The organism is Novosphingobium sp. AAP1 (assembly GCF_001295765.1).
In the GTDB taxonomy this organism is placed as follows: Bacteria; Pseudomonadota; Alphaproteobacteria; order Sphingomonadales; family Sphingomonadaceae; genus Novosphingobium; species Novosphingobium capsulatum.
Genome location: NZ_LJHO01000001.1, coordinates 125,744 through 138,968, shown reverse-complemented (window position 1 = coordinate 138,968; position 13,225 = coordinate 125,744). Strand labels below are relative to the sequence as shown.

Genomic DNA, 13,225 nt, shown 5'->3' with positions numbered 1-13,225 from the left:
ATAGGTCCATATTTATTCCATCAATGCGAAGATTGGTTCGTGTTTATACACACATTGATGGCATCGATAATGCGCTATGCGTATCTTTCGTTTTTCGCCGCCTGCGATGCTGACTAGGTTTGCCGGCACAATGTCAGGAAAAACGCGGGTGAGCAGGAAGCCGGTCGGGCCGCTCTGGCGCAGCGGGCGCGGCGCGCCGCGTGCGACAGCATAAACGACAGGCGTTTGCAAATGGCGGAACAATGACATGCGCATCGGGGGCAGCCCGAGCACGATAAAAGCCAAAAAACAGTCACGGAGAGGGAGGAAAACATGAAGCAGGGCATTCGTTCGGGCGCTTCAGCGCTGGCGATGATGGCCATGGCCGCGATGCCGCAGGTCTCGCATGCCGATGAGGCGGGCCAGCAATCTGGCACTGTCGGGCTCGAGGAAATCGTCGTGACCGCGCAGCGCAAGGCGGAGAGCGCGCAAAAGGCCGCGATCGCGATCAGCGTGGTTACGGCAGAAGCGTTGACGAAGGCGGGCGTCAACAGCGCGGCCACGCTCAATTCCGTGGCGCCTTCGCTGACCGTTGCCCAGGGTGGTGGCGCGACCACCAGCTATTTCGTGCGCGGTGTCGGCAATTTCACCAACAATGCCTACAGCGATCCGGCTGTCGCCTTCAACTATGACGGTGTCTACATCGGCCGCCCGACGTCGACCGGCAGCGCATTTTTCGACCTTGAGCGGATCGAAGTGCTCAAGGGCCCGCAAGGCACGCTGTACGGCCGCAATGCGACTGGCGGCGCGGTCAATGTGCTTCCCGCCAAGCCGGTGATCGGCAAGCTGATGGGCGCGGCCTCGCTGGGCTATGGCAACTTCAATGCCATCGACGGCGATGCCATGATCAACGTGCCGGTGGGCGACAACACGGCGGTCCGGCTGGCGGGCAAGGTCGTTAACAGCAAAGGCTATTATTCCGATGGCACGGGAAATACCAAGTCGCAGGCCCTGCGCGCGCAGATCCTGACGCAGCCCAGCGCGGCAGTGTCGCTCCGGTTGGCGGCGGACTGGGCGCACAACGGCGGCATGGGCGTGGGCGCCACGTATGATGGCCTGCTGAATTTCACGCCGGGTGCACCGGCTTCGGCCAATGCGCCGGCCAATTACACGTATGTTCCTGCAAATCTGGGGGCGTGGTCGGGCCTGCTGTCTCCCAAGGCCAGCGCATTTTTTGCAAACACCGTGATCGGCGGGTCGTTCATCTCTCCTGCACCGCTCGACAAGCCGTTCATCAACGATACCAACTGGGGCGTTGAAGGCGAAGCCAACCTCGACACCAGCATTGGCAAGGTGACAACACTGCTGGCCTATCGCAAATCGACCCTGGACGACCTGTTCAACGGGGCGCCCAGTTTCCGCGGGGCACGAACCAAGGAAAACAGCCATCAGTTCAGTGCCGAAGTGCGGCTTGCGGGCAAGCCGATCGGCCCGGTCGAATGGCTGATCGGCGGATTTTTCTACGACGAAAACGTCCAGGGCAACAGCACCTACAACCAGTATCTGGTAAGTTCCATCCAGAGCTACACGATCGGCACCAAGTCCTATGCCGGGTTTGGGCGGCTGGTGTTCCACGCCACCGACCATTTCCGCCTGGTTGCCGGTGGACGCTATACGCGTGACGAAAAGCGCATCGATGGCCTGGCCAATACCCTGCTGGACCTGTGCACCAACGCGCCGCCGCCCGCCGGGAATGGCTGCTTTGGCGGCCCATCGGTGCCGACCGGCCTGACGTTGGCAGATATCGCCGCCCAGATCCCTGCGTCGCAATTGCCGGCGGGCTTCCCCACTGCGCCGGGTGATGTGCGTCCGTTCGGCAATGCCGGCAACATCCTGACTTATGCCCCGGTTGCGGTGAACAAGCCGCTCAACAACAACCGCTTCACCTATCGCCTGGCCGCAGAATACGATGTCGGGCCGCAATCGCTGGCCTATCTCAGCTACGAGACCGGCTATCGTTCTGGCGGCTTTGCCCTGGCCACGGGGCGTGAAACCTATGCGCCGGAATTCATCGATGCCTATACCGCTGGCATCAAGAACCGGCTCATGGGCAATCGCCTGCAAATCAACGTCGAGGCGTTCCTGTGGAAGTACCGCAACCAGCAGGTTTCACACTTCGGCTTCGGCAGCGATGGCCTGACGACCTATTTCACCACCAACGTCGGCAAGTCGACGATCAAGGGAGTGGACATCGATTTCCAGTTCAAGGCGACGCCGACCACGCTGCTTTTGGGTGACGTTCAATATGTCGACAACACACTGGACCAGTTCACCTACAACGTGCCGCGTGGCGGCACCTCGCTGCCGCCGGCGGTAGGGTGCCCCTACGCCCCCGGCACCGAGGGTGGCCTGCCGGTCTACACGATTGACTGCAGCGGCAAGCCGGGGCTCAACTCCCCGCGCTGGTCGCTGAATGGCGGCATTCGCCAGGACATCCCGCTGGGTGATTACACCCTGCAACTGTCGCTCGATGGCCGCTATCGCTCCAACCGGGTGATCGGCTTTGAATATCTCGCCCAGCACAACTCCGGCGACGATTTCACCGCTGATGCCTCGATCGCGTTCGGCCCGCAGGACCAGCGCTGGCAACTGACGGCGTGGGTCCGCAATCTGACCGACAACAACGTCCGCATCCTGACGCAATACAACAACAACGTCGGCGGTGTGATCGCCACGTCCTATGCGCCGCCCCGCACCTATGGCGCGCGCGCATCGGTGAAGTTCTAAAGCTCAAAGCCGGGGAAGGGCGATCCTTTCCCGGCGCCCGGATGGCAAACCACGCATGGCCAAACCACGCTTGGCAACGCCGGGCATCAAGAAACTCTGATCAGACTGCAGCCTCCCGACAAGGAACGTACTATGCCCAAGCAATTGAAAACCCTTGTCGTCGGTGGCGGCGTTGGCGGCATGGCCACCGCGATTGCCTTTGCCCAGCACGGCATCGTGGTCGATCTGGTGGATATCGATCCGCAGTGGAAGGTGCTGGGCGCTGGCATCACCATCACCGGGCCCACGCTGCGCGCGTTCAAGGCGCTCGACCTGCTGGACGAAGTGAGCACGGCTGCGGCCTTTTCCAAGAAGGTCGGGCTCTATACCCAGGCCGGGGATTTGATTGCCGAGCACGCGATGCCGCCGCTGGCCGCCGACCTTCCCGCCGCCGGTGGCATCTTGCGTCCGGTGCTGCACAACATCATGTCGAGCCGCACCCGCGCGGTGAATACCGATGTGCGGCTGGGGGTGACGGTGGCATCGTTCACGCAGGATGCCGATGGCGTGGACGTGGTGTTCACCGATGGGTCGAACGGGCGCTATGACCTGGTGGTTGGGGCCGACGGCGCGTTTTCTGCCATGCGCGGGCTGCTGTTTCCCGATGCACCGCGCCCGCAATTCACCGGGCAGGGGTGCTGGCGCGTGCTGGCCGATCGGCCGGCGTGGCTGGACAGTGGCCGCATGTATTACGGTCCAGACCGCAAGGCCGGCGTGACGCCATGCTCGGCCGACAAGATGTACATGTTCTGCAATACCCCGATGCCCGGCAACCCTCGGGTGGGTGCCGAGGAAGGGATCGCGATGCTGCGCGAGATTCTGGCCGGCTTTGGCGGCGTGATCGCCACCGTGCGCGACGACCTGGGGCCCGACAGCGCGTTCAACTATCGCCCGCTCGAGGCGATGCTGCTGCCGCGCCCCTGGGCCGTGGGCCGGGTCGGCCTGATCGGCGATGCCGCGCACGCGACCACGCCCCATCTTGCATCGGGCGCCGGTCTGGCGGTGGAAGACGGGTTGGTTCTGGCGCACGAAATGCTTGCGGCGGACAGCGTTGCGGCCGGGTGGCACGCTTTTGCAGAGCGCCGCTGGGAACGCAGCCGGCTGGTGGTGCAAACCAGCGTGCGGCTGGGCCAGATGGAGATCGACCGCGCCCCGTCTGCAGAGCAGACGCAGGTGTTTGGGGTCGCTGTTGCCGCGCTGGCGGAGCCGATCTGAACAGGGGAGGTGGTTCGGCAAGGCGCGACGCGTTAGGAGGCTTGGCGCAAAATGATGAAAAACGACCGGGAGATGTTCTATGCGGTTCGAGCGGCTCGATCTTAACTTGCTCGTGGCGCTCGATGCCCTGCTCACCGAACGCAGCGTGACGCTGGCGGCAGAGCGCCTGTGCCTGTCCCAGTCTGCCGCCTCCAGTTCCCTGGCGCGGCTGCGCGACTATTTCGGCGACGAGCTCATGGTGGTGCGTGGCCGCCAGATGACCCTGACCGTGCGTGGCGAGGAACTGCGCGAGCCGGTCCGCGCCGTGCTTGAGCAGATCCGCAACACGATCACGGTCGCTCCTGAATTCAACCCGCTGACCTGCGATCGCCAGATCAAGGTCGTGGGCTCGGACTATGTCACGCAGGTCCTGCTGGCCGACGTGCTGTGCGATCTCGAAACATCGGCACCCAACATGCGGGTGGACATTCTCCCCCTGCATGATGCCCCGCACGAGGTGATCGAGCGGCAGCAGGCCGATCTCCTCGTCTCGCTCGACTATGCGCTGAGCCCTGATCATCCCAGTTGCCTGCTGTTCGAGGACGATCACGTGATGATCGGCTGGGACGAAAATCCCTTCATGCACAGCGAGATAACGCGCCAGTCCTACTTTGATGTGGGCCACGCCGTTGCCCGCTTTGGGCGCATGCGGGTGCCGGCTTTCGAGGACAGTTTCATGTCGCGGATGAAGCTGGCGCGCCGGGTGGAGGTAGTTGCGCCGACGTTTCTGGTGCTTCCCAAACTGGTGGTCGGCACCAGGCGGGTGGCGACAGTGATGCGCCGGCTGGCCGAGCAGATGGCGCAGAGCGAGGCGATCGTGCTGCGTGAGTTGCCCTTCGTGATGCCGCCCATTCGCGAGATGCTGCAATGGCATGTCGCCAGCGGCAACGACTTGGCATTGAACTGGCTGGTGGAACGCATCCGGCTGATGGCGTCGCGCGATCCTGCCAAGGCGCACCTTGCCGCAAGCAGCGCCGGACGCACCGCGTCGGGCTGATTTCGCGAAAATTACCACATGCGGAAGGTGTGCGGCGGCGCATGACCTCGGCTGATTTCTTTCGAATCAATTTATAAATTGACACGTTTCATTGACATAATTAGCGCACCCAAAATGGCAATTCAGCCCGGTGCATCTTCGCAGGAGTCGTGTGTGAGCCTCAAAACCTTGATCCTGACCGATGCGGACGTGGGGGCCGCCTTTGACTGGGCTGCGGCCATTGCGGCGCTGCGTGACGCTTATGGTGTGGATGTAACCGATGCGCAGTTTCCCCCACGCTCGATGGCCCGTGGACAGGGCCTGTGGCTGCGCACGCTGTCTGGGGTGATGCCGGGGCAGAAGTACCTGGGGGCCAAGATGATCGCCGCGTCACCGCGCAATGCCTGTGCCTCTTACCTGATCCCGCTGTTCGACGGCGCGACGATGGCGCTTGAGGCGCTGATGGACGCTGCCTCGATCACGGGCCTGCGAACGGCGGCGACATCGGCGCTGGCCGCGCGCGAGCTACTCGATAAGCCGCAGCCCCGGGTTGCCGTGATCGGATCTGGCTTCGAAGCACGCACCCATCTTGAAGCACTGGCGCACTCCGGCCCGATCGGGGCGGTGGAGGTTTTCAGTCCGCGCGAAAGCAGCCGCGCTGCCTTTTGCGCGGCCCTGGCAGACAAGGGCGTTGCCGTAACAGCGGCCCACAGCGCGCAGGAGGCGGTGCAATCGGCCGACCTGGTGATCTGCGCTGCGCGTTCGCGCGATGAAAGCCCGACCTTGCGCGGCGCTTGGCTGCGTCCGGGGATGACCGTGGTGTCGATCGGATCGACCCTGCCGGAACAGCGCGAACTCGATCCCGAAGCCATCGAACGGGCCGATCTGATCGTGGCCGACATGGTCGAGGAAGTGGCGCACGACACGGGCGACATGATCGCGGCGAGCGCCGCCGGCGTTGCCTTTGCCGACAAGCTCGCCAGCCTGTCGGCCGTCGTGTCGGGCGCCCGCCCCGGGCGCACGTCACCCGATCAGATCATGCTCTACAAGTCGGTCGGCGCGGCGATCCAGGACCTGACCGTTGCCGCCATGTGCGTCGAACGCGCGCGGGCACTGGGCCTTGGCACCGAAATTCCGGCTCCTATTCAACCCGTTAACAAGGGGAAGTGAGATCATGCCCAGCTACACCAAGAGCGAAGCCCGCGCCTGGGCGCGCGAAAAGATGCTTGGCGTTGCCAACGTCACCATCCCGACGATGACCAACGACTTTGCCGGCCTGAATGAAAAGGCCGCCCGCCACGATATCGAGACGACCATTGCGCATGGCTTTGTCGGCACGCTGGCCTGTTCGGAAGTGGCCGTGACCATGGCCGAATACCAGCGCTTTGTCGAAGTGATGGTAGAGCAGTCCGCCGGGCGGATCTTCGTGGTCCACCACGCCGTGTTCAACACGCTGGAGGACAACATTGCGGCGGCAAAGCTGGCCCAGGCCGCGGGGGCAGAGCTGATCCTGCTGGGCTATCCGCCCTATTTCTTCCCCAAATCGCTCGACGATATCTATGCCTATACCAAGGCGTTCTGCGATGCGACCGATCTGGCGGTCATGCTCTTCCCGATCCCGACCTGGGGTTTTTCGCGCCTGAGCCCGACCGACATGCCGATCGAACTGCTGCGCCGCCTGGTGGACGATTGCCCCAACGTGGTATCGATCAAGGCCGAGGGTGGGGCGCCGTTCATCATGGGCGCGATCGAGGCGCAGCGCGCGTTCGGCGACGAAGTGGTGATCTCCTATCCGCTTGAGCATGAGTTCGTGCCGCTGGCCCAACTGATCGACGTGCCGTTCTGCGGCACCAATTTCTCGGCCTATTTCGGGCCTTGGCTGCCCAAGGTGTTCCAGCTTATCCGCGAAAAGCGCTTTGCCGAGGCGACGGCTGAATTTCACCGTGTCGATCCTGCGCGCCGTGCCTTCGCCGGGGTTCCCCAGGCTGGCAATGGCCTGATCAACCGCATGATGTGGAAGTATGAAGCCTGGTTGCAGGGCTATAACGGTGGCCCGCTGCGCCATCCCACGGCGCGGGTTTACCAGCGCGACATGACTGCGCTGCGCCGTGGGCAGGAAGCCGCTGGCCTCAATCCGACTACCGATGCCGACGAGCTGTTCTTCATCGGCCGCAACCCCTGCTGAAAGGCGTAACCATGGAACAACCGACCCCGCTTGCGCTGAACGACCCGTCGCTGCTTCGGCAGGCGATGCTGATCGATGGCGAATGGGTGCAGGCAGACGATGGCGCAACGTTCGATGTGCGCAATCCGGCGACCGACGCGCTCATCGCCCGCGTGCCCAAGGCTGGCGCGCAGGAAACGCGCCGTGCCATCGCGGCCGCTGCATCGGCCCTGCCGGCCTGGCGGGGTCTGCTGGCCAAGGAACGCGCCGCCATCCTGCGCAACCTTTTCGACCTGATGATCGAGAATATCGATGATCTTGCTCTGCTGATTACGTCCGAGCAAGGCAAACCGCTGAGCGAGGGGCGCGGCGAGGTGCTCTATGCGGCCAGCTTTATCGAGTGGTTTTCCGAAGAGGCGAAGCGCATCAACGGCGCGATCATCCCGCAGAACATGCAGGGCCGGCGCATTCTGGTGCAAAAGGCACCGGTGGGCGTGTTTGCCGCCATCACGCCGTGGAATTTCCCCGCGGCGATGTTGACGCGCAAGGCCGGGCCAGGCTGGGCCGCAGGCTGCACCGGGGTGATCAAGCCCGCCAGCCAGACCCCGTTGACCACGCTGGCGCTGGCCGTGCTGGCCGAGCGCGCGGGACTGCCCAAGGGTGTGTGCAACGTGGTGACCGGGTCTGCCGGGGCAATCGGGGGCGAGATCACTGCCAACCCCACCGTGCGCAAGCTGTCGTTCACCGGATCGACCGAGATCGGCGCGTTGCTGCTGGAACAATGCGCGCCGACCATCAAGCGCACCAGCATGGAACTGGGCGGGAATGCGCCGTTCATCGTGTTCGACGATGCCGACCTGGACGTGGCGGTCAAGGCGGCGCTGGTCGCCAAGTATCGCAACAGTGGCCAATCGTGCATCGGTGCGAACCGCTTTCTGGTCCAGGCCGGCGTCCACGATGCGTTCGCCCGGCGTCTGGCGGAGGAGACCGCCAAGCTCAAGGTGGCGGAAGGCACCCAGCCCGATGCGGCGATCGGCCCACTGATCGACGCGGCCGCGCTCGCCAAGGTGGAGGAGCATATCGCCGACGCGGTGGCCAAGGGCGCCAGCGTGGCGGCGGGTGGCCGGCGCCACGCGCTGGGCGGCAATTTCTTCGAGCCGACGGTCCTGGTCAATGTGCCGTACGATGCGCAGATCTTTGGCGAGGAAACCTTTGGCCCGGTGGCGCCAGTGTTCCGCTTTGAAACCGAGGAACAGGCGATTGCCCTCGCCAACGATACCCCGTTCGGTCTTGCCGCCTATGTCTGTGCGCGCGATGCCGGGCGGATCTTCCGCGTGGTCGAAGGGCTGGAATTCGGGATGGTCGGTGTCAACGAAGGCCTGATCTCTACCGAGGTGGCCCCGTTCGGCGGGGTCAAGGCATCGGGGCTCGGCCGCGAGGGCTCCCAGGTCGGTATCGAGGAATACCTCGAAACCAAGTACGTGGCCCTGGGCGGGATTTGACAGCTGCCGCCTGCGCCTTTCCCGCGCCCGTGCTATTGATCGGCACGGGCGCATACCGCATGGGAGAGGCGTGGCGAATGCAGCGACAGCGATGGGGAGTGCAGGGTGATCAAGGACGATCTGGTCCGTCTCAGGGCCCTTCTCGACCAGACGGTGGAGCGCGGCGAAGATCGCTTGCCGCCCGAGCCGAAGCTTAGCGACGAACTCGGCATCTCGCGCGGGCGGTTGCGTACCTTGCTCAAGCGGTTGGAAAGTGAAGGCGAGATCTGGCGCCATGTTGGCAAGGGCACCTTTGTTGGCCCGCGCAAGCTGATCGACAGCAATCCCGTTGCCGTCTCGTTCAGCGTCGACGATATCCTTCAGGCACGAACCGCGCTCGAGCCGCAACTCGCCGCGCTGGCCGCCATTCACAGCACGTCGGAGGACGTGGCGGAGATGGACGCCTGCCTTGCGGAGATGAAGCTCGCCCCATCCATGCTCCACTGGAAGCGACTGGACGAGCGGTTGCACCGCGCCATCGCGCAGGCGACCCGCAACAATCTGCTGCTCACGCTGTATGACACGCTGCGCACGCAAATGAAGTTTACGCTCGATAGCCGCATCGACCAGGTGTTTGGCGCCGAGCCAGGACCCAAGGCGGATACCGACAGCGAGCACGCCCAAGTGGTCGACGCCATCCGCCGGCACGACCCCGCTGGCGCCGAGACCTTGATGCGCGAGCACCTGTTCCAGATGCGTGGCAAGCTGTTCGGTTTGCGCTGAGGGGCGATACGCCCCCCAGCGCAACGATCGATGTATTCAGAGATGGATGCCTGACTTCCCCGGGGCGATGATGCCGTTGGGATCGAGCGCGCGCTTCAGCGTGCGGTTGACGTTCATCCGCACCGGACCCTGCAGGGCTGCGGCCGCGTCCATGAAGGCAATGTTGGTGCGATAGATGCCGTAGCCGCGCTTGCCGAACTCGCTCATCAGGCGGGCAAAGCAATCGTGGGCGCGCTTCCGTTCATCGGGCGAAGACCTGTCGAACAGCAGGTCCATCACCGCGATCATGTTGCGCTGCTGCACCATGAAGCCGCCGAGATAATCGAAGCCGAACTCGGCAAGGATCTGTTTGCCCAGCGTGATGATCGCGGTTGCGTCGGCACCGGTGGCGCGGGCAACCGGCGCGAACCAGGCCGATCCGCCGCCGCCACGCCAGTTGTAGAGCCCGAATTCGTCGAGATCGAGTTCGCCGGCCATCAGCCGCTTGGCATGCTGCCAGGTGGGCTCGTCGCCCAATTCGCGGTCTGTCAGCAGCATCGCGCCGCTCTTGGCATAGGCCTGCTCTATCAGCGCCCAGTCTGCAGCGACCTGCGCCGCCGAGCCATAAAGCGCGGCCTGCATCACCCAGATGCCGAGATGATGATCCCGCGTGAATTGCGTGATCCATTCGTCGGTGACAGAGCCTTCGCCGGGAAAGACGTCGGCGCGCCGGGCTTTCATCGCGATCATGTAGAGCACGTGACCCACGACTGGTGTGTTGCGGATCACCCCGCGCAAGCTCAGGTCACGGGCAATCTCTACCGCGCGGGGCAGATCGCCGTGGTTGGGGAACGAGACCAGGAACGGCTTGTAAACCTCGGGCCGCGGCATCAGGCCCAGGCCCATCTTGGTAACCACGCCAAAGTTCGATTGGCTGAAAATCCCGTCGAGATAGGGACCATAGCCATAGCGGTTGGTCTGCCAGCTTTTGGCGCCCGCGATCGAGCCCATGCCGGTCCGCAGGATATCACCATTGGCAAGGACGACTTCCATGCCACAGGCGTGGGCGAAATGATCGCCATAGGGGGTATAGCCGATGCCGCGTTCCAGGATCTGGCCCACAGGGCCAACGATCGGGCCGGGGGCGGGCACGTCGATCCAATAGGGCAGGTCTTGCGCCTTGAGATGATCGAGCAGCGCGCGATAGGTCACGCCCGGTTCGACCAAGGCGGTGCCCAGTTCGCCATCGACCTCGATGATGTGGTTCAACCGCCTGAGATCGAGCACAACCGTGCCGCGCATGGCCGGCGCGGCTGTGCCATAGCCGAAGTTCTTGCCGGTGGAGACCGGCCAGACCGGAATCCGGTGCCGGTTGCAGATCGCCAGAATGGCCTGGATTTCGGGAACCGATGCCGGGGCGATCGCTGCCGAGGGCGCATGGTCTGCATCCTCGCCAGGGATCATGATCTTGGTGTAGGGCGCCAGGCGTTCTTCTTCGACGAACACATTGTCCTCGCCGATCGCCTTTCGGAACTCGGCGATGCCGGCCATGAAGCTGCGGCGATCGTGCCCGGGAGGAAGGACCGGCCTGGGGGAATCGACGGTCATCGCGAAATCTCCATTGCGCCTGCCAACAACGAGCGGCCGGCGAGCGTTGCAGGTGTGGGCAGTTGCGGCGCGAAACCCAACGCCCTGTGCAGGGAAAGTGCAGCCTGGGGCGCCTGGAAGATATCGGCCGCCCGTTCCAGTTCCAGGCACTGGTGCGCCCCGGCATCGCGCAGGGCCACTTGCACCAGCAGGTGCGAGGAACCGGCGAGCAGGCTGAGAAACGCACCGCGTGGCCGCGCCAGTCGATCGGCGATCAGCGTCATCATGGTCTCGGGCTGCGTTGCCACCACGATTTCGGCCGGGCTGCCGGCTTGCTGGGCAAAGGCGCTGGCAAGCGATTGCAGCCAGGCCTGCGCCGCAGGTGCGTCGGTAAGGAGCAACAAGCCTGGCGTGGGCGGGGCGGCCTTGGCCAGTGCGCTAGTGCTGGCTGCTGCCATGGCCGCGCCGGTGGTAGCGAGAAAGGCGCGGCGGCCAAGCGGAAGGGTCACTTGCTTTGCTCCAGCATGGCTGAGACGGCGGCAAGCTCTGCATCGCTGATTTCGGTGGGGCGGAATGCCGGCATGGCAAGCCCGCCATGCCGCACCATCAGGCGCACCACGGCGGGATCCAACCCACGGTGCGTGATGGCCGGGCCAACCCCATGGTCGTGGCAATAGGCGCAGGTGCGCGCATAGACCTGCACGCCCACCGGATCGCCTGTGCGGACCAGGGCGGAGACCACCGGAACGCCGCGATCAGCGGGTGCGGGAACCTGGCTGTTGCCGGGCGCACCGAACAAGACCAGGCCAGCGGCAGCCCAGGCCGGTGTCCCGATCAGCGCCAGCGTGCGCGCCATGGGCAGCCGCCGCCGCGCAGGGCGAAGGCGGGTGCGGGTCTCTTTCATGCTTGGCCTCCCCCATCGGATGGTATTTCGGCCAGCGCTCCGGTGATGCAGGCGCGGCGCGATCTCGTTGTTGCGGCGTCATAACGCTGCGCCACATGCGAGGTCGAATGACTATGCGTGAGGTCGCGCTATCGACCGCGTCGATGGTCGGCGCGCTTCAGCCTGCGCGTTCGGCGTTGACCATGGCCTGCACCAGCCGGCGCCCCTGGATGGCGGCCTGATCGGCCGATACGCTGAACTCCACCGCCTGATCATGATCGATGGCACAGCGCGCCATCTGCTGGGTCGCCTCGACCATGGCGATGTCTTCGCCAAAGACGATATCGGCCATGCCCCGCGTCGCTTCCACGTCGAACGGCTCGCCATGATCGCGGGCCATCGCCCAGTAATAGTGCGAACGGGCGATCGACACCGGGGTGGTAAGGTGAACCATGCGGAGCGAGAAATGCGCCAGCCCGCCGTCTTCGGGTGCGGGATCGTGGATCGCGACCTCGGCATGGTGCGCACCGGGTGAAAGCTGGGTGCCAAGCGTGGTGCGATTGGCCAGTTTGCCGATCGGCTTGCCTGCCGGAACGGCATAGACCGGAGCGAGCGGCTCCATGTCGTGCACCTGAACATAGCCGACGCGGCCGTCGCCCATCTCCACCTCTGGCGCGCGATCCCACCCGCTGACCTGCAGCGAGTTTTTGTGCAGGAACGCGAAATGGGTGAGATCGAGGACGTTTTCCTTGAGCTGCATATAGTTGCCGTTAACCGACTTGTAGCCCCAGACGGTGTGCCAGGCAGGATCGGAAAGGTAGGCAAGGTCTGCCGGGATAAGGTTGGGATCGGCCTTTTCCACCTCTCCGGTCCAGATCCACACAAAGCCATAGCGCTCCACCGCAGGGAACGCGCGCACGCGAATGGCCGGTGGGGTGGTGGCCTGGCTGGGCACGCGGACGCACTGCCCGGATGGCGCGAACTGAAAGCCATGGTAGGGGCAGACAAGATCCGCGCCTTCGACATGGCCAAGATGCAGCGGTGCCCAGCGATGGGGGCAGCGGTTGTGCAGCGCCGAGACCACGCCCGCCTCGCTGCGATAGAGCGCAACCGGCATTTCGAGGATCCAGCGCAGGATCGGCTTGTCCGTCACCTCGCTGCCGTGCGCAGCGACCCACCAGTTGTTGTTCGGCCAATTGCGCTCTGGTCCGGTGGTGCTGATGCCGTCACGCACGGGTTCGGGTGCGGTGGCGCTCGCATCGTCCATGATCTTCTCCCGTTTTGCTGTTGCAGACATCTTGGGTGTGCGTCAT

Annotated in this window: 12 protein-coding genes; 7 read left to right on the top strand and 5 right to left on the bottom strand. The window is 64.3% G+C overall.

Annotation, left to right across the window (positions count from 1 at the left end; translation table 11 throughout):
- Positions 1-12: 12 nt before the first annotated feature.
- Positions 13-273: a hypothetical protein gene (locus IP65_RS21195; RefSeq protein WP_156306317.1), complete on the bottom strand. Its 261-nt coding sequence runs from the start codon at positions 271-273 to the stop codon at positions 13-15.
- A 39-nt stretch (positions 274-312) separates the two neighbouring features.
- Here IP65_RS21195 and IP65_RS00570 point away from each other — a divergent pair, with 39 nt between their 5' ends.
- The 7 genes from IP65_RS00570 (at position 313) to IP65_RS00540 (ending at position 9,463) form a co-directional block, all read left to right on the top strand.
- Complete coding sequence (locus IP65_RS00570) at positions 313-2,766, top strand: TonB-dependent receptor (protein WP_054130399.1); 2,454 nt, start codon at positions 313-315, stop codon at positions 2,764-2,766.
- A 132-nt stretch (positions 2,767-2,898) separates the two neighbouring features.
- A complete protein-coding gene (locus IP65_RS00565; RefSeq protein ID WP_054130398.1) occupies positions 2,899-4,020 on the top strand; it encodes an FAD-dependent monooxygenase in 1,122 nt (373 codons plus the stop codon).
- 79 nt (positions 4,021-4,099) lie between these two features.
- Positions 4,100-5,056 (top strand): LysR family transcriptional regulator, encoded by a 957-nt coding sequence (locus IP65_RS00560; protein WP_054130397.1) that lies wholly within the window; start codon positions 4,100-4,102, stop codon positions 5,054-5,056.
- 153 nt (positions 5,057-5,209) lie between these two features.
- The gene (locus IP65_RS00555) at positions 5,210-6,205 is read left to right on the top strand and encodes an ornithine cyclodeaminase family protein (protein WP_169049070.1); all 996 of its coding nucleotides are present in this window, start codon (positions 5,210-5,212) and stop codon (positions 6,203-6,205) included.
- Positions 6,206-6,209: 4 nt separating this feature from the next.
- The gene (locus IP65_RS00550; RefSeq protein ID WP_054130395.1) at positions 6,210-7,220 is read left to right on the top strand and encodes a dihydrodipicolinate synthase family protein; all 1,011 of its coding nucleotides are present in this window, start codon (positions 6,210-6,212) and stop codon (positions 7,218-7,220) included.
- A gap of 11 nt (positions 7,221-7,231) precedes the next feature.
- On the top strand, positions 7,232-8,701 hold the full coding sequence (locus IP65_RS00545) for an NAD-dependent succinate-semialdehyde dehydrogenase (RefSeq protein ID WP_054130394.1): 1,470 nt from the start codon (positions 7,232-7,234) through the stop codon (positions 8,699-8,701).
- A 105-nt stretch (positions 8,702-8,806) separates the two neighbouring features.
- A complete protein-coding gene (locus tag IP65_RS00540) occupies positions 8,807-9,463 on the top strand; it encodes a FadR/GntR family transcriptional regulator (RefSeq protein WP_054130393.1) in 657 nt (218 codons plus the stop codon).
- Between the two features lie 36 nt (positions 9,464-9,499).
- On the opposite strand, the gene IP65_RS00535 is transcribed toward IP65_RS00540, so the two are convergent.
- The 4 genes from IP65_RS00535 to IP65_RS00520 form a co-directional block, all read right to left on the bottom strand.
- Positions 9,500-11,050 carry an FAD-binding oxidoreductase gene (locus IP65_RS00535; RefSeq protein ID WP_054130392.1) on the bottom strand — a complete coding sequence of 517 codons (1,551 nt, stop codon included), beginning with the start codon at positions 11,048-11,050 and terminating at the stop codon, positions 9,500-9,502.
- Complete coding sequence (locus IP65_RS00530; RefSeq protein WP_054130391.1) at positions 11,047-11,538, bottom strand: hypothetical protein; 492 nt, start codon at positions 11,536-11,538, stop codon at positions 11,047-11,049. The genes IP65_RS00535 and IP65_RS00530 overlap by 4 nt, the downstream gene beginning before the upstream one ends.
- Complete coding sequence (locus tag IP65_RS00525) at positions 11,535-11,933, bottom strand: cytochrome c (RefSeq protein WP_197279190.1); 399 nt, start codon at positions 11,931-11,933, stop codon at positions 11,535-11,537. The genes IP65_RS00530 and IP65_RS00525 overlap by 4 nt, the downstream gene beginning before the upstream one ends.
- A 157-nt stretch (positions 11,934-12,090) precedes the next feature.
- Positions 12,091-13,179, bottom strand: a complete 1,089-nt coding sequence (locus IP65_RS00520) for an aromatic ring-hydroxylating dioxygenase subunit alpha (protein WP_054130390.1) — start codon at positions 13,177-13,179, stop codon at positions 12,091-12,093.
- Positions 13,180-13,225: the final 46 nt, after the last annotated feature.